This window comes from Brevundimonas sp. (assembly GCF_044336875.1).
Classification (GTDB): domain Bacteria; phylum Pseudomonadota; class Alphaproteobacteria; order Caulobacterales; family Caulobacteraceae; genus Brevundimonas.
Map to the genome: position 1 here is coordinate 34547 of NZ_JBIIOP010000018.1, position 20395 is coordinate 54941.

Genomic DNA, 20395 nt, shown 5'->3' on the forward strand with positions numbered 1-20395 from the left:
GTCGGAACCCTACCTTTTCAGCGGTGAAATATTGGCGACGGTTTCGCTACGGTTCTCACCGTTCGATCCGTATACGGTCGCTTTCCTCGACGACCCGGACCCCATAGGCGACCTCGATCAGGGCCAGGACGGCGCGGGGCTCGGCCACCTGAAAACGGCCGCTGATCCGCATCCGGCGAACCTCAGGATCAACCTCGACCGGCTTGTCGGAGAACCGATCGACCTCTTCGGCCAACTGGCTCAAACTGGCGTCCTGGGCGTCGAACCAGCCGTCGAGCCAGTCCGGTCGGGCAGCACGCAACGGCGCACCCCGGCTCAGACGCCCGCGATCGACGATAACCCTTTCGCCGGGCGCCAGGTCCACGGTGTCGCGTGAACGGCCACGCACCCGCACCGCTCCGCGATACAGGGCGACCTCGGTGCGCCCCGAGGACAACCGATCGATATTGAAGGCCGTACCCATGACCTGGACCTGGCCTTCACCGGCCGCCACCGTGAAAGGCCGGCCGTCATGACGAACATCGAAAAAGGCTTCGCCGCGATCCAGGGTCGCGCTGCGTCCCATCGGACTTTGTCGCACGACCAGTCGGGCTCCGCCGCTCAGCCGCACCGTCGAACCGTCGGCCAGGACAGTCTCGCCCGACTGTGCGCGTCCGGTCTCCAGAGTCCTGTAGTCCATCCAGGGCGCGTATAGCACGACCAGGGCCGCCGCCGCCGCGGTCACAGCCGCCGGAATGATGTACCGCCACGGGAGGACCCGTTCGCCCCGGCGGGAACTGGCGACCGCCAGGTCGGCTGCGGCTTCGCCAAGGGCGTCAGACCGCCACAGGGCCGCGAGGTCGGCGAAAGCCCTGCGATGGGCCTCGCTCTCGCCCATCCAACGCTCGAAGGCGGCCGCCTCGGCCTTGCTCGCATCGGGTCTGGCGGACCAGTCCACCCAGGCGGCGGCCTCGGCCATGAGGCGTTTCTGATCCGTCTTCAATTCGGCTCCCCCCGACCGCGTCCGTTCTGGCCGAACGCCTGATTGAGGTCCAGCAATCCCCGCGTCATATGTTTCTCCACCGCCTTGACGCTCAGTCCCAGATCGGCGGCGATGGCGGCGCAACTCTGGTGGCGGACCCGCCGCCGGATGATGATGTCCCGCCGCAGCGCCGGCATCTGCGCCAGCGCCTGTTTCAGTGTAGCGACGGCTTCCTTGCCTTCGATCACCCGGTCGGGCGCGGGTTCGGAGCTGGCCAGGGTATCGCTCAGTTCGACCTGCCCCCATCGACGCTCGCGCCGAAACTGCTCGTTCACGAGGTTCTCCGCGATACGCAAGGCCAGCCCGTAGAGGTTGTCGATCGCCACCCCGCCGCGCCCGTATTCCACCAGACGCAACACCGTCTCTTGGGCGACATCTTCAGCCAAATCCGCTCGGCGCAGCCGTCGCCGCGCCAAACGGCGCACGAAGTCGAGGACCGGAGACCAGTCCCTCGCCGCCTGACTGTCGTCGCCATCATATGCCACGGACGATCCCCACCCGGATCGCCCTCTAACGCGTCAGCGTGAAGGTTCGATGGCGTAGAGCGGACCGCCGAGCATTCACTGGGCGAGAGGAGTTCGCGGGAAACCCCTTTAGGGACAGCCGAGAGAAACAAGCGCCGCCATGAACCGAACCCGGCTGCGCGCCAGGAGCAGCCTTTGGCGGCAAATGTCTGAGAACGCCAGCAACGGACATTGCCTGCACGCTTGAATGCAGACCTTGAAACGGCCGCCAGCCTGAGCACTGCTTTCGACCTCCTGCGTACGCTGGCGAGCCATCGACGGCGAAAAGTTCGCCAAGGCAGCATGGCGCCGTTTGACAAGGCATAACCTGCCAGTCATGGAATAACCATAGCTGATTGGTTATGAAATATGTCGCCTGCGCCCGATCTGTTTCGTTGTCTCGCGGATCCCACGCGCAGAGCGATCTTCGAGCGCCTCTGTCGGGACGGCGAACAGCCGGTGACCCTGATCACCGCCGCAGCCGGCGTATCCCAACCCGCCGTCTCGAAACATCTCGGCCAGCTCAAAGCCGTTGGGCTGGTCGCCGACCGTCAGACCGGTCGCCAGACCTATTACAGCCCCCGCCCCGCAGCCCTGGCCTCGATAACGGACTGGACTCACGAGATGGCCGGCTTCTGGGCGGCGCGCATGGACCGGCTGGACGATCTGCTAAGCCGGATGGACCAATGACACAGACCGAAACCCGATCCGTCGTCGTCGAACGCGACTTCGCCCACCCGCCCGCAAAGGTGTGGCGCGCCCTGACCCAGCCGCATCTCATTGAGGAGTGGCTGATGAAGATCGACGCCGCGCCTGACACGATGGGCCGCCAGTTTCACCTGACGGGCGAATGGGGCGGCGTGCTGGATTGTGAAGTCGTGGCGATCGAGCCTGAGCGGGTGCTGGCTTACCGGTGGGATTTCGAAAACAAAGATCCGAACTTCGCTTTGAAAAGCGTTGTGACCTTCACTCTGACGCCAACCGGATCGGGGACCCGGCTGAAGATGGAACAGGCGGGCTTCCGCCCGAACCAGAAGCAGGCGCTGGGTGGAGCCACACATGGCTGGGCCGCCTTCCTGCTGAAACTGGACGACGTGTTGACACACGCCGACTGACGTCTCGAAAGGAACTTTGAATGACCGCCTTCGCCCGCCAGAGCCATCGCTCGCTCGCCATCGTCTTCACCGTTGCGGTCCTACTCAACATCGGCGCGCTTGTTGTCCGGATCGAAGCCGCCTGGCTTGCTTTCCTGCCGTTGGCGCCGCTGTTCTTGATGATGATCTCGGGCCTGTGGCTGTTCGCTGCGCCGTATCTGAACCGACGGAGCTGAGTCATGGCCGACAAGCCCGTGATCCTATCAGGCGACAATCCGCAGATCGCCAAGGGCGACGGCGACGCGCCCGTCGCCGCATGGATCGACGCAGTTCCTGGATGGAAACAGGATATCTGCCGTCGCCTCGACGCCTTGATCGTCGCAACCGTCCCAAGCGTACGTAAAGCGGTCAAGTGGAACACGCCGATGTACGGCGTCGAAGAGGGCAAATGGTTCACCTCGATGCACTGTTACACAAAGTATGTGCGCGTGACGTTCTTCGAAGGCGCCAAGATGGAGCCCGTTCCGGCCGGCGCATCAAAAGTGGGCAATGTTCGCTATAACGACATCCGAGAAGACTGTTTCGACGACAGTCAGCTGATCTCGTGGATCCGGCAGGCGATTGTCCTCCCGCAGACGAAGGTCTGATACCCGGACATCGGTGGCCTGTGACGGAAGGCGAAAGAGCCGGCATAGTCCGTCATCCCCGTCACCTAGGACTTCCTGAGCGATACAGACCTATGTCGACAGAGCGCCAGATCCGAACATTGCACCTCCGCCGGAGAGGCGACATTTGAAGCCTACGAAAGCGCTTATTCGTCTTGGTCCGGATGCCGTTGCGATGAGACCTACGTCAGAGCGATCTTGCTGCCGACGACTGTGCGGAACACCTGCTCGGGCATCTGGGCAACGGCAGGGGCTATAAACGCTTCGCCTGTGCAGTGGCCCGGCAGAATGTACGTCGGATTCATCTGTCTCATGAGCGCCAGGGTTTCCAACGCTTGGGCGGATGTTTGGGGCGGCACCAGATGAAAGCCACCCATGATGACATGTACCCGTTCAATGCCAGAAACCTCCTGCGCTCTACGAACGGTGTTGATGATACCGCGGTGACTGCAGGAGCCGATAACGACCAGTCCCTTGCCACGCAGGTTGAAGGCAGTGCCGAGTTCATGGACGGCGTCATCGACGAAGAAGTCCGCGTCGCGCCGATCGGGGTCCAACTGGGCACGCTCGCATCCTTGACCCGGCAACATCGAGGTCGGGACCTTGGGGCGCTCTGGGGACACTAACGGGATGTGGCCAGTCGTAAAGGCGGTGCTGGCCACGATTTGAGGCTCCGACGCAACACGCAAGTCGACCCCCGCAGCGCGGATGTCTGCCCTATCGATCTGCCCAAAACCCGGCCCATCCGGCGTCGTGCCCCGCAGCCGGGCACAGAAAGCTTCCTCCCCGCCGACATAGAGGGGCGTGCCGCGTTTGATGCGCCCGAGGAGGGCGGCCATTCCGCCGAAATGATCGTAGTGACCGTGGCTCAGCACCATAGCGTCGAACGTCGAAGGATCGACGCCAAGGATGGCCATGTTCGAGGCCAATGCTTCGGGTGTGTATCCAAAGTCGATGAGGAGCCGATGACGGGCGTCGGCCATGAAGGCATCGGCCATCACCGAATATCCCCATTCGGCGCGGAGCGTGTTGCGATAGGACCCGGCAGCGCGAGGCGCCGGCGTAATGATCAGCCCGGACTGTTCGACCGGAGTGGCGAAGCTCGATACCGTACCATCGGCGATAATCGTGAGCTCAAGCCGTTCAACGGTCGGAACTTCAAATGCGGTCGCCCGCGCTGACCGGGCCACGGCCAGCGCCATGCCCGTCCCCAATAGCAAGCGCCGCGTCAGCATGTGCGTACCTCTCATATCGTTGATCCATTAGAGGCCGCGCGGGTCTGGTTGCCAACTCGCCCTTCGCGTCGTCCGTAAATACTGGGAGCCGTTTCCGAGTTTGTTTTGTCTCGGAACTGACGCTCGTGAGCCGATTCCGACAAGCGCCAGTAGCTGACATTCGCTCGATGTCAGAAACCAGACAGCCATTCAGTGCATCTTGCGGCGACCCGATAGTCTCGGGGCACCGCAACGTCGCTTAGGGCTTCGCTTGGACAGGCAACCGGAACGGTGCGCCCAACCGGTTAAACGCGTTCATGCTGGAGACCGATAATCTCAAGAACGGCCTAGGCGTCCTCAGTCATCAACGATCTCTCCGGACAGCACCATATGGAGAGCGGCCGGTCAGGCCGGCAAACGCTGCTCCTGTAGTTCACCGCCCCTACTTCGTGTCGCCGCGTCCGGGCTTCGGCATGCGCTCGACTTGGTGGTTCTTCGGGCTTGCCTGCGCCTTGGCGACAGAAGTCAGGCGGCCGGTTTCACTGTTGCGACCGATCGGAAAGGTCTTCGGGGATTTTGCCACTGTGATGTCTCCTTCTAAGCGGCTTCGGCGATGTACACGCGGGACAGCGCCTCGCGGCATTGTTCCAGAGTGTCGAGGGTGGCGTACGGGGCCTGTTCTTTGGCGACGGCGCGCAGCAGCGCGTCGAACTCGTTCGACAGCAGCAGCAAGGCTCCGACCTTGCGCTCCGTGTCCAGGATCGACCGCGTCCCGTCAGGGGTCAGCAGCGTCCGCATAGTCCTGGTTACGGTAGAGGTAATCGAGCCACCGCTGCGTCTCGGCCAAGATCGCCAGCTCGTAGGTGTAGCCGGCGAGCAGCGCCTGCATGTTCGCGTGATACATGAGACCGGCGATGTCGAAGCTCGGCAGCGCGATTTCCGCGTCCGCGTCGTTCTTCACGCTCTTGGCCAGGCGGATCGACTTCCGCAGCCCGCCGAGCGTGGTGGCGCATTTCGCGCTGACTCGGTCGATGTGCAGGAACGGCCAATTCGAGATCGTCGTCGGCACTGACTTGTCGAGAATTTTAACGGCCCGGTCTACCTCCTTGCCGGACACCTGCCAGACGATCGTGTCGTACCAGCACGACGGCACCACATCGACGCTCCGGGGCAGCGAGCCGCCCGAAATGTTGATCGCCTTGTTGCCCTTCTTGTCGACCGTCGCCTGCGGGAAGGCGTTGATCAGGATGTTCTCGGCCTGGGCGCGCAGCAGCGACAGCCGGCCAACTGTCGTCTCGTTCGACGGGGTGTAGTATCCCAGCCGAGCGCGCGCGCCGTTCTGGTCGTAGTTCAGAAAGCCGAGATCGAGCGTCAGGAGGTCAACGTCGCTGTATTGCCGGATGTGGACATTCAGCGGCACCGATCCCTGCAGGCGGAACTCGACGCTCCGGCCCTGCGCCTCGAACCCCTTGTTGAGCTGGTTGCCGACGCGCTCGGCCGTCTCAATGCTGATACGCGTCGAGTCGGCACCAACTTCCTGCATCGCACCGAGCGCGTAGCGGGTGTGCGGCTTGTCGGCCGTCGCCCGCTTCTGCCAGCTTTCTTCCAAGATGCTCTTGGTGATCGCCTCGACCTGCTGGTCGACGGTCAGGGTGCCGAAGCGGTCGATGCCGCTGCGACGGTTCTTCAGTCGGGTCAGTCGATCGTCGATAGGGCGCGCCATATCAGGACTCCTTCGTCAGTTTCATGGTGCCGAAGGTGAAGCGTCCTTGGCCGTTGAAGTACTCGCCCTCCCCCGTTGTCAGGTCGTGGTCGAACGTAATCTCCGCATAGCCGCGATGGCTCTGCAGTTCGGATTGCCCGATCTTCGGATCATTGCGGTAGCTGTAGAAAAGGCGGAAGCCGTCGGCCTCGTCGCGGATCAGCGCGGCCGTGACGCTGTTGGAGCCGGACTGCGCGGTCGTCAGACGGACCCGCAGCTTGTCCCAGTTCTGCGTGATAACAATCTTGCCCGACCAGACGAAGCCCGGAGACCGCGCCTCGTCGGCGTTTATGGTTTGCCCGTCAACGCGCCAGGTGCCGCGCAGGTCCGGCACGCCCAGCGCCGTCCTCGCCCAGGGCCAGCCCCACACGTATCGGCTGAACAGCCAGTAGAGCGCGGTGAAGACCAGACCCGCGCCGATCGGCGGTAGGGCCAGCGTCGGCAGCAGATGTCCGAGGCCGAGATATTGTGCCAAATCGACCAGCGCCAGCAGCAGTGCGACAAGTCCGGACGCAACTGCAGCCGCCACGGTAGCGATTACCTGGCCGACGCGTGCGCGGTTGATTCCACCCAGAACCGAATATTCGTGATCCATAGTCAAGGCCTGGCGTTTCTTGCCACGCTCCTGTTGTCGATATGGCAGAGGTGGGAACTGATCTGACTAACCGCAAGACCGTTACTTGTTAGTCGAAATTAATTCGCATTTCCGTCACGGGCGCGGCCCGAACTATGGCGTGCGTCAGAGGTGCGGTAGCGGTCACCGAATGACCCAATGTGCCGAGACCGCGCATGACGATATGCCTCGCCGGGTTGGCGACCTGCCTTAACGATCTCCAGGGTTCGACCGCGCGCTACGCCCCTTAGACGACTAGGGCCAGAACAGACGTTGCGAACAGCTGTTTCGAGTCACGAACGGCGATGGCCGCTTAGTGTCTCAGAAGCGCCAACAGCGGACATGCGCAGCCCGCCAACAACTCGACATTCAGCTGGTCGATTAAAGTCGGCTTCTAGCTAAATGAAACCTCCACGCGATCCATCCGGGGCCAACCCCTCACGGAACCAATTCCCGTCGCCGGTCAAAACAGAACAGCGGACAGATTTCGTTCGCCGTTAATGGGTAGCAACACGATCATCGTACGCATCCGAGAAGGTGTTCGCCGGTTACGGTGACAGCTCAGTTCACTACTCTCGGAAATAGCGGACTCCAGGTCGTACCCGTCCCGATGCGCGAGTGAGAGTGGAGGATGGGTAGACTATTGTTCGGCGTGGTCGTCGGGAATACGACCAGCAAGCCTTGCCCTCCAAACCCCAGGGGGCTCTGCTTATATATCTTGCTTCCAAGTTGGTTGCACATCGCCAGCGCCCGCTCGCGCTCGTCGTCATCGTCCCAACCAGAGCCGTCCTCCGGGAACGCGTACGATGATGGTGGGAGTATCTCGCAAGCGCGGAAATCGACGTCGACGTGCTCGATTTTCGAGATACCGCGGAGAATCCGCTTCTGAGCGTCGTCTGTGGCGACAAGGCAGACGGCACGCACCTTAACGTCGGCGAGTTCACCGGAGTGATCGGCTACGAAGTTTGCGACGTTGTCTCTCAAGGAACGGCCGGTAGCGGCTATGTCGTCTATTATGACGAGTGCCGAGATGACTTCGACGTCCTTCTTCAGCTTTGCGAATCTCTTCTTGAACTCAGCGGGAGGAATGATGTTGTTCACCGCGATGCCGTTTTCCTCGGCGTATAGGCTTGCGTAACTGACGCCGCTCTTCCCCTCACCATCCACGTAGGTGATGGCGATGTCGGTCCGTCGCTCGTTCCTTTTGCGCGTGATCGGTACGGGGATCACCGACCGAATGATGGCATGGGCCGATCGGAGACGCTCACGAACGAGCGTTTCGCTGAATACAGTCGTGCGTTTCAACAGCTTGAAGAGAAGCCGCTGCTCACGCGGGCTGGCGACTTGTTGATACCAAGCCCGGACATCGTCCGTTCCGATTTGACGTCCTCGATACGTCGGCCAGCTTTTGACCAGATCAACAACTTCCTCCGCTCGGACGATGACCGCGTTCTCTTGTTGAATGGCAGATTGGGATAGCTCGTCGGATAGCCTGTCGGCCACGAGCTGATTGGCACCAACGTCGGCGAGCCATCTACCGAAGATCGGCAACACGAACTCGTAGACGCCAGATTTCTCTCTCAAAACTTCGCGCCTGACAAAGTCGTTGAGGACCGGGGAAATCTCCGACTCCGTCAATTCTGAAGACGCTTTGCGCTCAGCGATGTTCGAGGCCGTCAGAGCGATTGGCTCGCGCAGACATCTCGCGGCGGCGACAAGCACCCGGCTCCGTCGCAGGATGTCTGGCTCTCTTTCCTCGGCTGATCGGGGCACGCCGTCCTGCCAAAGGTGAGCGAAGGAATTGGTGCCAAGCGCCGACACCTCGGCTTCCGCCGCTGACCTGACTTCCGTGACGGTGATGTCGGCATCCCGCTCGGCGATTGCCCGCCGCAGGACCCCAGCGCAGACAATCTTGGCATAGTATGGATTGCCGTTCGTGGCGTTGAAGACCTCGGCGATGCCGTCGTCATGCCAGTTGAGTACGCCCGCGCTAGGCTCGCGGATCATCTTTTGGAAATCGCCCCATTCGCTTTCACGAGAGAAATAGCTGAGGTTGATCCTAGAGAAGTTGTTCACGCGTTGGCCTTGTCGGTCGAACACGAACGGCATGTTCTCGCCGCCCACCAGACATAGGCAAATATTCTCTCGGCGGGAGATGGCTCGAAGGTTTCCGAAGAAGGTGTCCGCTAGGTTGCCGTGCAGGAATAGCTCCTGAGGAATCTCGTCGAACTCGTCGATGATTACAACGAACTTCGCGTTCGGGAGAACTGTCGAAGCGATCGATGAAAGTTCCACTATCGGAGCGAGTGATCCGTCGTAGTCGCCAGGTTCGAAAGCAAATCCGATGGGGAACTTCGATTTTATGAAACGCTCGATGCTTTGACCGAGCTGCTTGATGCAGTCCTTTGGCTCGAAGTGCGCGACGTCTCCCCAGAGGATGTAGTGATAGAATATGTTTTGACCCGCTTCGTGTTGGGTCGCGAAAGCTGCCGCGGCCAAGGCCAACGAGGTCTTCCCGACCCGTTTTTGACCTGTGACGTAAAACGGCTCCATTGGATTCCTAAGCAGCTTGCTGGCTAACGGCCGGACCTTTTCATCACGACCGATGAACGCGTCTCCCTTGGCGACGTCTGTGCTGTACGGCGTCCAGAATTGAATGGAGTTCCAATCGACGTCGCTCGCCTGCGACATCACCGTGAACTCGAAGACGTCGCTACTGCGCGCGGGGCTGCCGATCTCTCCCCATTCGACATGGAGGATGCCCTCGAAGCTATCGGTGCGCTGGACGACCATCGCTTCAAGCACGACCGAGAAGTCGCCGGGTAAGACGTTTCCGAGCGAAAGCGTCTGGCTTGGGATGTAGACGTCGTCGCCGCTGATCGTCGTTGAGATACGGACCTCGGTAGCGAGTCCGGGCCCGTCATTCCTTAACGGAATAAGGACGGGAAAGGCGCGGCCTTCCTCGTGCAACGGATACCGTTTCTGCAGCTCCTTTGTTGCTCTCGGCCGGCGGACGGTCGTCTGGAACCTCGCCCGCACTGAGGCGAGGTAATCCTCGATCACGACAGCGACGTTCGTCAGAAAAGGATCTAGGTAGTCCACGGCTAGAAACGACCCATTTTCTAGACCTGCGAGACGGGCGTCAGAGATGCTCCGAACGCACTCCTCGTAGTCGGTCAGGAAGCTAGCTTCAGGTGTGGCTATCCGTTTCAGACGACTGAAGACGGCCTCAATCGCGTTGCGGATGTCGTTCAAACGAAAGGGCTCGCAGTAGCCGCGAACAACACTGTGGTTGAGCGCCCCGATGATCTCTTTCCGCGCGGCCAGAAGCGCTTCGAGATCGCCGAACCTGTCAGCGACAGGGTTCAGTAGCTGCTCCACCTTCTTCTGCGTCGACGAGATCTGGCCGTATTTCTCGTAGTTCTGACTTTTGGAGTCGAGCTTTAAAAAGGCCACTAGGTCCGGGAGGGCCGCCTCAACGATGGCGACAACAGACCTCACGATATGATTCGCTGAGTTCGGCTCCGGGATGAGGCCTTGGACCGCTAGCAACCTCACAATGACGAGCGCAGTCGTCCGGTCGGGGTGCGCGTCTCGAGCGATTAGCGCTAACGCATCTCCGATCGACCCTGTGCTGGCGAGGTCGCCGGCCTTCTCAAACAGCCAGTGGCGAACGCTGTTCCTCGCTTCGACCATCCCGTCACCGGGTGACAACGCCAGCTGCTCAAAGCGCGCCACCGGATTGCTGGAAGCGATGTCCTCGTGAAGCGAATCTTTGGTCATGAAGCCCCCTTTGACACTGCCCAATACAACCGATCATATCCAAGCGCGATCCGAAAGGTTGCATCGGAAAACTGGAGCGTCGAAGGGGTAAAAGCGCCAGAAGGAGACATCAACTTCTGACCAAGAAGCAGTCATTCAGCGGCTATGGTTGGGATGCCGAGAACGAACTTTCACTAGCGCGCCGCCGCCAGTTCATAGGTTCGCGCCGGCCGTCGCTGTCGCGGGCAGGGCCGCGCCATTTCCTGGCTCCCACTTCAAACATCAATCACGACTATGAACGCTCGCTGTCGGCGGCAGCACGCCCCGGCCTGCCGCCGAATGCATCGAGTGGCTGAACGCATTCGAAGCACAGCGGAAAGGGTGACGGCGTCGGTGCGGCTTGCCGACAACGGGGGGTCTAACTCGAACCGACACTCCTTTCGGAAGTGGCTTTGATCTAGGGCGAGATGACCGCCCTGAACTTCGCCTTTGTCGTCTTGTAGAGGTAGAGCTCTGTCGTCGCGAGCAGTCGCAACGCATCGTCGGTGATCGAGGCGATTGATCCGCCCGGCTGAACGAGGATCATTTCAAAGTCTAGCTTCGAGCGGCGCGCCTTCTCCTTGAAGTAGGACAGCTTCTTCATGTCGCCCTTGACGAAGCGTGTCGCCCCGTCTCGCGCCCATGTTTCATGCCTGCGTTTGAGGTCTCGGTAGAGGTTGGGCAGACCGATGTGTTTCGCCGTGATGCTCTTCTGGGCTTGGCCGCAAACGACGTAGAAGTTTCGGATATCTTGAGAGACGCGCGCTTCATGAGCGCCCTTGCAGTGGACGAGGCAGAGCTTGATGGTCTCGTCGTCTACATCCTTGAGGCACACGAGGTCCGCAGCTTCGCCGCTGCCGTCGTCATTGAAGACTAGATCATACTCCGGCTTCAGCTTTTCAGCGGTGCGATACTGGATCGTGTCCTGCGCGACGGCTTTACCCATCGACTCCTTGTTTAGCGGTATTCCGGTCCAGTCCCAGCTCTCCAGCTTATCCTTGTCGAACACGCCAGCGGCGCTGAGGTCGGCGGGGATGTGGTAGCAGTTATAGGAATACGTTCCGTCCGCGTAGTGGACGACGAACGGATCCTTCTGGAGGAACTCCGGTAGTGCGACAGGCTCTGCATTCCCGTTTTTGAATCGCACGAGAGGGCCCGAGACATGATCGTGTCGGTAGCCGCCAGGTAGGGCGTCGTCGATCAGGAGACTGTACTCCGCAGCGTGGTGGTCGCTCACGATCCGGATGTTGATTTCGCGATTTGGCCCCTCGGCTCCGAGTAGCAAATCGATTTCATACAACGGCACTTCTACGTCGCCGAACAACACCGATTGGCGCTCGTTCGACCGGAACTGTGCTTGCTCGCCCCACTGAACCGCTATCGGGACTGACTCATATGGTCCGGTCAGCTTGATTGGTTTCAGGAAGCCGCTGATGACGTTGGCGATGTCGCCTCCGTCAGTGGTGACTTTGGCCCAAGTCGCTTTCGTCCATGCGATCCAGTCGGAGATCGTGCCAGCCCTTTGCTGCCACACCTTACCCCGACGTTGGGTCGCTCCCCACAGGACGCGATCGCCGTTTTCATAGCCAAGACAGGCGACGTTATTCAGCTCTGATTGAGAGCGTTCGATCGACCCGATTCCTTCAGTGACATTCGGGCCGAAATAGGAAGTGAAGCTGATCGCTCCGAGGCGTGACGAGCCGAGGCTCTTTACGAGCGGCAGCTCGACGTTGTTCAGAATATTGAAGATGGGAGACCCGGATACGTGAAGCGTGTGGTCGTCGGTAACGATCTGCGCGAGACGTTCGGACTTCATGCCTTTGTAGTCGCTGGAATAGAGGCAGAGCGCTCCGGATTCCTTGTCCCATCGAATGATCAGCAGGTCATAGAGGGTGTTCAGGACATTCTGGTAGTTGCCCCAACCCACCACATCCGTCCGACAGACGACGGCGACCAGAACCTCGTCCTCTTCGCTGTAGGAGAACCAGCTTTCCGCGCCCTTGGGTAAGACCTCCTTGTAGGCGGAGGGGTTCCACGCCTCGCACTCCGTCCGGAAGAACTGCGCCGAAAGCGCCGGCCTCAGATTCCAGAGTGACAACTGGTCATGCAGGGTGCCGGAGGCTTTCAGCCCTTCAACCACGTCTTGAAGGCGCAGTTCCTGAGCGACCCGTTCTTCGCTCAGGCGCTTTATGATCCGATCCCAATCTGCTCCTTCGGCGTAAAGATCGGCGAGCTTCTGCTCGGCTTCGGGATCGGCGATGTTCACGATGACGGTTGCTTCGCCGATTTTCGTGGGATCACCCTTGCGGGTGAAGCGGCCGATAAACTGGAGCGTGACAGCCAGAGACTTGTGATTGTCGTGCAGCGCCGCGACCTTCAGGTTCGGCAGGTCGAAGCCTTCGCCGAGCATGTCCACGCAAACGACAATCCGCGAGCCGCCATCTCCCCGATCGAACAGCTTATCGAGCGCTTGCTTGTTGGCTGTCGTTCGACCTGGGCCGGAGTACACAAACACCGGCCTCATTTCGGGAGCGAGCTCCGCGTAGAGCGCGCAAACCTCTTCCGCACGCTCCTTCGTTTTGGTCCGAGCCATCAAAAGGTGGTCGAGTCCAAGCTCGTTTCGATCGCGACGTAGGGCAGCGATTGCTTCGATCGCAATCGCGCGATCCCGTTTCGCTTCCTCGCCATATTCCTCGACCGTGCCGAGGTTGATGGGGCGGTAGTAGCCAGCAGCCTGCGCATCCCCCAGCTTGAAGTTGAAGATAATCTTCCCGTCGATGCGCTTGCCATCGCGACGAAATGGCGTGGCGGTGAACTGAAGAACCCGCTTCCCCTGAAACCGCTCCCGAACCTTGAGCCACGTCGCGGCGGTGACGTGATGTGCCTCGTCGACGATCAGGTCAGTGGCTCCATCGATCAGCGCCTCAAGCGCTTCCGCGCTCGACGCTTCGAGAGCATTCGGGAGAGCGACGATGACGTTGGATTGCGCCAGTATCTCTCTCGCATCGTCGGCCGTCCTGATGCCGCCGGCGATCACGGCAACGCGTGGACAAGCGATCTCCTGCGGGACGACGGTCGCGGCAGGGAGCACACCAAGACTGACGAATTTGTTGGAAATCTGAGAGCGAAGCGCGTCGCTCGGTACGAGAACGAGAGTCTTCTCAAGGCGCCGGTAAACTTGGGTCGCCAGCATGGTCTCCGTTTTGCCGGTCCCAGTCGGCAGCACGACGGTGGCGGCATCGAAATCTGCGCCAACTGCGAAGTGTGCTGAGATTGCATGAAGGGCCGCGATCTGCGGGAGCCGCAGGCCAGGTCGTCCCGCGCCTTCGTCCTCCGTGAGAAAGTTGAACTGGTTCACCCATGCTTCGCGGACTTTCTCCGGCGTGTCGGCATAGGTTTCGAGCCTGCCCAGACTGTCCCACCGCAGCTCGAATGTTTCGGGCTGATCCTCGTAAGTTACGGGCTCGGATGAGGTGAGGACGGGTAGATCGGTCTCGATCTTTCGCGCGCCTTTATGACGAAGCAAAAAATCCCGATAGGGCGGCTGCAAGCTCGTCGTGACGAGGTCGTGACCTTTGATATCGGAGGGTGCGATCTGGGCTTTCGTGGTCGCGCCTTGAAAGACGTGCTGCACGATCCAGTTGCTGCCAGCCTTATGCTTCCGCTCAGGAAGCGGGGGCAGAACAATGGAACCAAGGGGTTTTGGGAATAGGCTCACAAATCCTCCAATACGAACCGGGAGGAATCGATTTGTCTGGATTGGCCCGGCGCGCGCCAACAGCACAGCTTAAAGCGGCGAGGTTGTCTAGACTGCAATTTTGGGGTGGTGCACCAGCTTCCGACCTCTCAGCCCGAGCAGCCTCAAATACCTCTTTGAGCTAGCACCGAGCTGACGTTCCCAAGGTCTGCAATGAGTCAGGATCTGACACACATGCATGTCGTAAGCAGATGCTCCGCGAAAACCTCCGCCGAACAGGACGCTTCGCCCACCAGCCACATCCTCAGCATGGCCAGTTGGCCGGCGGCCGCGCCCATGGCGATCAGCGCCGTCGGTGGGCCGTCAACGCTCTCGGGCAGCCGCGCCTCAATCATGCCCGCCAGCTTGCGCTGAAGCTTGGTCAGCACCGGGGGCTCGAAAAGCACCCGCGCCAGCGCCCGCTGGGGCCAGATATGGTCCAGCATGGCCTTGAGCGCCGCCCGGGCGCCCCGGCCCGCAGCAGCGGCGGCGAGCGGCGTGAAGACCGGGTCGATGACCGCGACCAAGACGTCGTCCTTGTTGCGGAAATGCTCATAAAAGGTCGATCGCCCCACCCCCGCCGCCTCGATTACGTCCGCCGTGCGGATGGCGTCATAGCGCTGGCTGAAGATCAGCCGGATCAGGGCGTCGAAGATCGCCGCGCGGGTGCGCTGGCTTCGTCGGTCCAGATCGCGGACGGCGTCATAGGTCATTCGGCGATAATAGCGCAGGCTTCGGCTCCCAGTCAGCCGCCGTCCTCCCGGCGATGGCGGACGATTCAGGCCTGCTGTCCGGAAGCGGACTTTCTGAGGATTTGTCCCTCGGCCCGCCGCCGCCCGCGCCCCAACCTGTTTTCGACAGATCAAGGGGTCAACCATGAACCACGATACCGAAGACCGCCTGTCCGGCGGCTTGATCCTTGCCGCCGTTCTAGCGGCGCTGGTGCTGATGCTGCACCACCCGACCTCGTTCAAGGGACCGGACGACGGCCTGCTTCTGGCCGACTGGAGCAACACCGTCGTGCACGGCGCCATGATGGCCTGCCTGTTCCTGTTGCGCTTCGCCTTTGGAAGCTGGGCGCGGCGGCTGGGCATGGAGCACGCCTCGGTCCGGGCCGGCTCGCTCGCCTTCGACTGCGGCATGGCCGCCTTCATCGCCGCAGCCCTGGTCAGCGGCTTCGCGGCGGGAGGCCTGTTGGCCCAGGCCGGCTATTCAGACGAGGTGCGCTCGGCGCTCGCGGCCCTGGGCGCGCTGAACCGGGCCCTCGCCAATCTGGGCATGGCGCTGACGGTCGCCGCCATGGCGTTGTGGGCGATCCGGATGATGCGGATGAGCGGGCTGCCCCGGATCGCGGGCGCGCTGGGACTGGCGATCGCAGCGGCCGCCTTGGGCTGGCTGGTCGTCAGGCAGGGCGCCTTCGGCCTCTATCCGGCGATGACCTCGACAGTGCTGTTCGGCGCATGGTCAATCCTCGTCGCCTCGCGGATGATGGGCGGTCAACCTAAGGAGACCGATCAATGAGCGAAACGCACCGGGCCACGACCATCGTGCCCTGCCGCGACCTAAAGGTCAGCGAGGCCTTCTACGGCCGGCTCGGCCTCAAGGTCGTCAGCGACTACGGCCACTATCTGATCCTCGCCGACGGCAAGGGCTGGCACCTGCACCTGACGGCCGCCGACTGGCCGGGACGTGTGGAGGATAACCCTTTTGGCCTCTATCTGTACGCCGAGGACGTGGACGCCCTCGCCGATCGATTACGCGGCTTGATCCTCGCGCCCGGCGCCCCCGAGCGTAAGCCATGGGGAACATATGAGTTCGCAATCAGTGACCCCGACGGAGCCCTTATCCGGATAGGACGGGCGGTGGAGTAGCTCCATTGCGTCAGAGACAGCCATTGGCGCGAGCCCGAAAGCCGGACCTTCGAGCGCTCCGCCTCATCTGCTTGGCCTTCCGAGTCAGGGAACGAACTGTGCAGATTCGCCTGTCTTACTGAACTCGTGTCCATTTGCATCAGGCCGCAAAAGGCGGGCTGGGAAAAAGCCTGCGACTTACAGACCTGTCGAGACAGGGGGCGCAAGGGCCGGACGAAGCCGGTCCGCGGATCGTCCCCCCTCCCCCGCCGGATCACCGATCATCATCGCGCCCTGTCGAGACGGCAATGACAGCTGGCGCTTCAAACCCGCTTTAAGCCCCCCGATCAGCAGCTTTGCGCAATAGGCTCAGCCCGATATCCCAAGAATGCCGACCGCAAGGAGATACAGGCCGAGCGGAATATTGAACAGTTGTACATACCGAAGCCGGAACGCCGCCTTCGGCGTCGCCAGGGCCATTCTGAGGCGAGCGGGATCGGCGAGAATGCCGCCGCCTTCGACCAACCAAATAAGTGCGACCAAGTTTATAGCGATCTCCGACGGCGTTCCCCAATGTCGATGAAGGGAGAGAACGGCCGCACCGGCGAAAAAGGCCACGCCACCGACCGCATGCATTGCGGCAGGATGGGCGCAAAGATTGGCCAGAAACGAGCCAGCTTCGCCCTTTCGGAGCAGCCCTATTCCCGACACGCAAAGATAACCGCCGACGATCGGCGCGAGTAGAAGGCTCGTGGGGTTCGCCATAATAAGTCGTCCTGGCTCCATCATTGATAGAAAAGGCTCGCGGACAGCGACAATCGATCGATGCGCCGGCAAGAGCAGCACGGCGGCGTTCACCAGCCTGAACACAGCTGTTCGGCGCCGCCATGAAGTCAGTTCCGTCGATCAAATCGCCGATCGCGATGGCTCAACACCCCCCCGCTTTTGACGACATCACGACGACGTGGCTGCCGGGTCCCGCGAGGCCTCACAATCCCGAATATGATCCGGGCCGGGACGACGGCGACCAAAGCATATGCCGGGAGCCAGGGCCGATCGGGCCTCCCAAACGCCATCAACGCAGCAATGACGATGTGCATTTCATAACTCGAACGAGCCCACGCCAGCCGTCAGCCCCGGCTTCGGCCGCCACTCAATCTTCGTGCGATCCATAAAGACCTGGTTTGCTCTGACGCTACGAATGCGCCTCCAAGGTCAGATATGCCGCCGCCGCACTACATACGCCGAGGGCGAATATTGCACCCGTGATGGCCGCGCGCCTGAGCCTATTTCGACCACGACGTCCTCGATCTGACACAACCACGCCTCCGCAATCGCCGCGACATCATGCTTCCGCGATTCAAATACTTCGCTTCAATCCGCCCCGGGCGGGATGGCCGTGTACTGGGTGGAGATCAGTCGCCATCCGCCGCCGACGCGGTGTGCGACATAACGAACCCGGATCCAGCGGCGAGCCGCGACGCCCGGAACCGCGAAAGAGGTGCGAGACGTCAGAGTCGCGACGTCATCGAACGATCGAACGACAACCTCCTCGCGGATCATCGGCGGCGCGGATCGCCTCAGTCCAGGCGCGTAGAAACCAAGCACTTCTTCGCGGGAGTCCACCGCCCCCACCGGCGAGATTTCTTCATACCCCGGAGCAAGGGTCGCGGCGAGGGCGACCGGGTCGAATGCACGGCGTGCGGCATCGAACCGGTCGACCAGCGCACGCACATCGGCGTCTTGGGCCCTGGCCGGCGAAACGGCTAGAACCGCAATGGGGGCAAGCACCCAAATCCCATGCCGCATCAGATTTACCCCCCTGGCTATGGCCGGTGGATCAGCGTCGTTGCGGCGCGGTCATCGTCTCGTTCCAGACGCAGGCGTGTCCGACGCCTTGGGCGGCGCTTTACCTTTGCGCAAAGGCACACGACACGGTTTCGCTGTCAATTATTTTAGGTTGTGTTAACGTCGCCATCGGCAAGCAAGGCGAGGCCGAATATGTTCGTAGCCGACGTCCAGCGTATCCGACCGACCCCATGTACGCCGAAGAGGCGGACGTCCAAGCCGGCGTGCTGCGTTCACCCCACCGTCCCCATCGACCGGCCCGACCCTGCCCTGTACAGCCAGCGGCAAGTCCTGGCGTCCGGCGGGAGCCCTTCCTGGGACAGCCCAGACATCCTGACGAACTGGTGGTCGCCCTGGCGCTTGATGCCTGAGAGCCGCGTCACGGTTCGCAATCGGTCGGCGACGGCCTCGGCCGCCAATGTTCGGGTCGATATCGGGTTCAGCGCTTTCGGCATCGGCATGCCGGTCACCACGGTCGGGGCGCAGTTCGTCTCCTTGGCGGCGTCGGCGGCGGCGGACCTGCTGTTCCCCCTGCCCCAGGCGCTGCTGGCGGGCGATCCCTTGGTCAGCGTTTTCGTTCAGATCACGCATGGCGCCGACGCCGAGACCGGCAACAACCACGGCGAACAAGCCGTCATTGGCGCCCACACCAGCGAGGCCGGGCGAGACATCGTCTTCAAGATTCCCGTGCGCAACCCCGACGCCTATCCGCGCATCCTGTCCTTCGTCACCTTCGCCAACACCCTGGGTTTTACGGTCACGCCGACAGGACACGCCTTCGCCCCTTTGGAGCAGATCATCGTCGAGGGCCGTATCAAGGTCGCGCCGGGTCTGCACGCCTCACCCGACACGATCGAGCAAACGGCGACCATGGCCGCTCTCGATGCATCGGGCGCCCTTGTCGGCGGCGTCTCCTGTCTGGTGCGGATCGATGATTAGAGCCTCCTGCGCCCTGGCCGGCCTCGCCGTCGGAGGCATGATCGCGATCTTCCTGATCCTCTGGATGACCGCGATGACGGATCACCCCATGCCGGCCCCGACGCTTGGAGAGGGCCTGCTCGCGGGACTGGCCTTCGGGGCGGCCTCCGCCTTCCTCATCGCCCTGCTTGCCGCCCTGCAGGCCCGCGTCGCGTTCGCGCCTCTGTTCGCCGCAGTTCTGTTGACCGCCCTGATCACAGGCGTGTTCGCCGGCCTTCTCGCCCTCGTCATCAAGCCGCTGCTCGCCCTCGCCGTCCTGACGCCGTTGATCGGCTATCTGGTGGGGCTTGTGTTCTGCATCCTGTGCCGTCGGTTCGGACTGCGACCGCTGGAGTTTCGTCGATGACCGATCAACGGCCCGTCTGCGCGGACCAGCCCGGCGATCCCGTCAAGGATCCGATCTCGGAGATCCTCGCGTTAATCGGTCTCGGCAGCACCGCCGTGGGCGTCATAGTCGGGGTGATCGACGTGATGAAAGGCGCCGCAGCCTTCACCCTGCTGGGCGTCGGCGCTATTCCCCTCGCCGGCGTCGCTGCGGCGGCGGCGGTGTTCGCGGTGACCATCTATATGTTTTACAGCCGATGCGCGTCGCGCGACGGGGGTGCGCGGTGCTGGGCCGGCGTGGTCAACGGCGTGACCGACAGCTTCGACTCGGGATGGGACTTCGTCTTTCCGTCCGGGGCGATGCACCCCCGGGTCGACGTCGTGGTCAAGGCGCGGTTCTGGCCGCTTGTGACGCAGAACGCGGCCTTTGTCGCCTGTTCGGCCGCCCCGCCCGAGTTCGGATCCCCCATGATCGGAACCTACTACAAGTCGGAAAAGGTTTGCGCCGCCGGCGTCGGCGCCATGGTCGGGGCCGGCGTCGGCCTTGCGGCCGCCATCGCCACAGCCCTGGCGATCGGCGCCATAGGCTGCGCCTTCCCGCCCCTCTGCCTTCTCTTCCTGCTGATCGCCGTCCTGATCGGTGCGGCCATCGCGCTCGCCGGCGCCGCGGTCGGCGGCCAGATCGGCCGCGCCCTGGCGGACGACGACGATCCGACCGCCAATGGCGGGGCTTCGATCGCCGTGGGAGACCTGGTCAGCGTAACCGGAAAACTGCTGACCATGGAGGAGTTTGAAGGCGCCAACGTCGGCTGGTGGGCCGAGGCCACCACCCTGCACGGTCGCGTGGAGGGGCAACCCGCCTTCGCGGACACGCACGCGGCGCAACTGATCGACGACGCCTGCCCGCTGCGGGACAGCCCCGTCAAACCCGAACCAAACCCGGAACCCAAATCCGAGCCGGAGCCCCCCGACATCCATTAGTCGAA

The 20395-nt window shown here is 62.0% G+C and carries 20 protein-coding genes; 9 read left to right on the forward strand and 11 right to left on the reverse strand.

All coding sequences use genetic code 11. The features are described from left to right. Positions 1-55: 55 nt before the first annotated feature. Entirely contained in the window at positions 56-958 is a 903-nt protein-coding gene (locus ACIQ1T_RS16050; RefSeq protein ID WP_395945556.1) for a FecR family protein, read from the reverse strand. Between the two features lie 20 nt (positions 959-978). After that, positions 979-1506: an RNA polymerase sigma factor gene (locus ACIQ1T_RS16055; RefSeq protein WP_395945557.1), complete on the reverse strand. Its 528-nt coding sequence runs from the start codon at positions 1504-1506 to the stop codon at positions 979-981. 387 nt (positions 1507-1893) lie between these two features. On the opposite strand from ACIQ1T_RS16055, the gene ACIQ1T_RS16060 reads away from it, so the two are divergent. The 4 genes from ACIQ1T_RS16060 to ACIQ1T_RS16075 are packed head-to-tail and all read left to right on the forward strand — an operon-like array spanning position 1894 to position 3265. Continuing rightward, complete coding sequence (locus ACIQ1T_RS16060) at positions 1894-2214, forward strand: ArsR/SmtB family transcription factor (protein ID WP_395945558.1); 321 nt, start codon at positions 1894-1896, stop codon at positions 2212-2214. Further along, a complete protein-coding gene (locus ACIQ1T_RS16065) occupies positions 2211-2639 on the forward strand; it encodes an SRPBCC domain-containing protein (protein ID WP_395945559.1) in 429 nt (142 codons plus the stop codon). The genes ACIQ1T_RS16060 and ACIQ1T_RS16065 overlap by 4 nt, the downstream gene beginning before the upstream one ends. 20 nt (positions 2640-2659) lie before the next feature. Further along, positions 2660-2854 carry a hypothetical protein gene (locus tag ACIQ1T_RS16070; RefSeq protein WP_395945560.1) on the forward strand — a complete coding sequence of 65 codons (195 nt, stop codon included), beginning with the start codon at positions 2660-2662 and terminating at the stop codon, positions 2852-2854. A gap of 3 nt (positions 2855-2857) precedes the next feature. Next, positions 2858-3265: a DUF1801 domain-containing protein gene (locus ACIQ1T_RS16075; protein WP_395945561.1), complete on the forward strand. Its 408-nt coding sequence runs from the start codon at positions 2858-2860 to the stop codon at positions 3263-3265. A 200-nt stretch (positions 3266-3465) separates the two neighbouring features. Here ACIQ1T_RS16075 and ACIQ1T_RS16080 read toward each other — a convergent pair whose 3' ends face one another. The 7 genes from ACIQ1T_RS16080 to ACIQ1T_RS16110 all read right to left on the reverse strand — a co-directional run bounded on the left by ACIQ1T_RS16080 (position 3466) and on the right by ACIQ1T_RS16110 (position 15122). Further along, the gene (locus ACIQ1T_RS16080) at positions 3466-4485 is read right to left on the reverse strand and encodes an MBL fold metallo-hydrolase (protein WP_395945562.1); all 1020 of its coding nucleotides are present in this window, start codon (positions 4483-4485) and stop codon (positions 3466-3468) included. A gap of 609 nt (positions 4486-5094) precedes the next feature. Continuing rightward, positions 5095-5295 (reverse strand): hypothetical protein, encoded by a 201-nt coding sequence (locus tag ACIQ1T_RS16085; RefSeq protein ID WP_395945563.1) that lies wholly within the window; start codon positions 5293-5295, stop codon positions 5095-5097. Next, positions 5273-6220 carry a hypothetical protein gene (locus tag ACIQ1T_RS16090; RefSeq protein WP_395945564.1) on the reverse strand — a complete coding sequence of 316 codons (948 nt, stop codon included), beginning with the start codon at positions 6218-6220 and terminating at the stop codon, positions 5273-5275. The genes ACIQ1T_RS16085 and ACIQ1T_RS16090 overlap by 23 nt, the downstream gene beginning before the upstream one ends. A gap of 1 nt (position 6221) precedes the next feature. Next, complete coding sequence (locus tag ACIQ1T_RS16095; protein ID WP_395945565.1) at positions 6222-6854, reverse strand: hypothetical protein; 633 nt, start codon at positions 6852-6854, stop codon at positions 6222-6224. Between the two features lie 579 nt (positions 6855-7433). After that, a complete protein-coding gene (locus ACIQ1T_RS16100; protein WP_395945566.1) occupies positions 7434-10655 on the reverse strand; it encodes a hypothetical protein in 3222 nt (1073 codons plus the stop codon). A gap of 436 nt (positions 10656-11091) precedes the next feature. Continuing rightward, positions 11092-14391 carry a DEAD/DEAH box helicase gene (locus ACIQ1T_RS16105; protein WP_395945567.1) on the reverse strand — a complete coding sequence of 1100 codons (3300 nt, stop codon included), beginning with the start codon at positions 14389-14391 and terminating at the stop codon, positions 11092-11094. A gap of 197 nt (positions 14392-14588) precedes the next feature. Further along, positions 14589-15122 carry a TetR/AcrR family transcriptional regulator gene (locus ACIQ1T_RS16110; protein ID WP_395945568.1) on the reverse strand — a complete coding sequence of 178 codons (534 nt, stop codon included), beginning with the start codon at positions 15120-15122 and terminating at the stop codon, positions 14589-14591. 163 nt (positions 15123-15285) lie between these two features. Here ACIQ1T_RS16110 and ACIQ1T_RS16115 point away from each other — a divergent pair, with 163 nt between their 5' ends. Continuing rightward, entirely contained in the window at positions 15286-15930 is a 645-nt protein-coding gene (locus tag ACIQ1T_RS16115) for a hypothetical protein (protein WP_395945569.1), read from the forward strand. Beyond that, a complete protein-coding gene (locus tag ACIQ1T_RS16120) occupies positions 15927-16280 on the forward strand; it encodes a VOC family protein (RefSeq protein WP_395945570.1) in 354 nt (117 codons plus the stop codon). Before ACIQ1T_RS16115 ends, ACIQ1T_RS16120 begins: the two co-directional genes overlap by 4 nt. Before the next feature lie 348 nt (positions 16281-16628). Here the strand turns inward: ACIQ1T_RS16120 and ACIQ1T_RS16125 are convergent, their stop codons facing one another. Then, the gene (locus ACIQ1T_RS16125; protein WP_395945571.1) at positions 16629-17129 is read right to left on the reverse strand and encodes a hypothetical protein; all 501 of its coding nucleotides are present in this window, start codon (positions 17127-17129) and stop codon (positions 16629-16631) included. 504 nt (positions 17130-17633) lie between these two features. After that, positions 17634-17993 carry a nuclear transport factor 2 family protein gene (locus ACIQ1T_RS16130; RefSeq protein ID WP_395945572.1) on the reverse strand — a complete coding sequence of 120 codons (360 nt, stop codon included), beginning with the start codon at positions 17991-17993 and terminating at the stop codon, positions 17634-17636. A gap of 477 nt (positions 17994-18470) precedes the next feature. Here ACIQ1T_RS16130 and ACIQ1T_RS16135 point away from each other — a divergent pair, with 477 nt between their 5' ends. The 3 genes from ACIQ1T_RS16135 to ACIQ1T_RS16145 are packed head-to-tail and all read left to right on the forward strand — an operon-like array spanning position 18471 to position 20390. Beyond that, positions 18471-19046, forward strand: coding sequence for a hypothetical protein (locus tag ACIQ1T_RS16135; protein ID WP_395945573.1), 576 nt, complete (start codon positions 18471-18473; stop codon positions 19044-19046). After that, positions 19039-19431, forward strand: coding sequence for a hypothetical protein (locus tag ACIQ1T_RS16140; RefSeq protein ID WP_395945574.1), 393 nt, complete (start codon positions 19039-19041; stop codon positions 19429-19431). The genes ACIQ1T_RS16135 and ACIQ1T_RS16140 overlap by 8 nt, the downstream gene beginning before the upstream one ends. Next, positions 19428-20390 carry a hypothetical protein gene (locus ACIQ1T_RS16145; protein ID WP_395945575.1) on the forward strand — a complete coding sequence of 321 codons (963 nt, stop codon included), beginning with the start codon at positions 19428-19430 and terminating at the stop codon, positions 20388-20390. The genes ACIQ1T_RS16140 and ACIQ1T_RS16145 overlap by 4 nt, the downstream gene beginning before the upstream one ends. The last annotated feature ends 5 nt before the right edge of the window (positions 20391-20395 follow it).

Bases quoted from the DNA above. Each gene is read 5' to 3' on its own strand.
- ACIQ1T_RS16140 (WP_395945574.1), top strand. From the start codon at position 19,039: ATGATTAGAGCCTCCTGCGCCCTGGCCGGCCTCGCCGTCGGAGGCATG.
- ACIQ1T_RS16090 (WP_395945564.1), bottom strand. From the start codon at position 6,220: ATGGCGCGCCCTATCGACGATCGACTGACCCGACTGAAGAACCGTCGC.
- ACIQ1T_RS16070 (WP_395945560.1), top strand. From the start codon at position 2,660: ATGACCGCCTTCGCCCGCCAGAGCCATCGCTCGCTCGCCATCGTCTTC.
- ACIQ1T_RS16100 (WP_395945566.1), bottom strand. From the start codon at position 10,655: ATGACCAAAGATTCGCTTCACGAGGACATCGCTTCCAGCAATCCGGTG.
- ACIQ1T_RS16065 (WP_395945559.1), top strand. From the start codon at position 2,211: ATGACACAGACCGAAACCCGATCCGTCGTCGTCGAACGCGACTTCGCC.
- ACIQ1T_RS16095 (WP_395945565.1), bottom strand. From the start codon at position 6,854: ATGGATCACGAATATTCGGTTCTGGGTGGAATCAACCGCGCACGCGTC.
- ACIQ1T_RS16085 (WP_395945563.1), bottom strand. From the start codon at position 5,295: ATGCGGACGCTGCTGACCCCTGACGGGACGCGGTCGATCCTGGACACG.
- ACIQ1T_RS16115 (WP_395945569.1), top strand. From the start codon at position 15,286: ATGAACCACGATACCGAAGACCGCCTGTCCGGCGGCTTGATCCTTGCC.
- ACIQ1T_RS16075 (WP_395945561.1), top strand. From the start codon at position 2,858: ATGGCCGACAAGCCCGTGATCCTATCAGGCGACAATCCGCAGATCGCC.
- ACIQ1T_RS16050 (WP_395945556.1), bottom strand. From the start codon at position 958: ATGGCCGAGGCCGCCGCCTGGGTGGACTGGTCCGCCAGACCCGATGCG.
- ACIQ1T_RS16135 (WP_395945573.1), top strand. From the start codon at position 18,471: ATGCCTGAGAGCCGCGTCACGGTTCGCAATCGGTCGGCGACGGCCTCG.
- ACIQ1T_RS16110 (WP_395945568.1), bottom strand. From the start codon at position 15,122: ATGACCTATGACGCCGTCCGCGATCTGGACCGACGAAGCCAGCGCACC.
- ACIQ1T_RS16060 (WP_395945558.1), top strand. From the start codon at position 1,894: ATGTCGCCTGCGCCCGATCTGTTTCGTTGTCTCGCGGATCCCACGCGC.
- ACIQ1T_RS16145 (WP_395945575.1), top strand. From the start codon at position 19,428: ATGACCGATCAACGGCCCGTCTGCGCGGACCAGCCCGGCGATCCCGTC.
- ACIQ1T_RS16120 (WP_395945570.1), top strand. From the start codon at position 15,927: ATGAGCGAAACGCACCGGGCCACGACCATCGTGCCCTGCCGCGACCTA.
- ACIQ1T_RS16080 (WP_395945562.1), bottom strand. From the start codon at position 4,485: ATGGCGCTGGCCGTGGCCCGGTCAGCGCGGGCGACCGCATTTGAAGTT.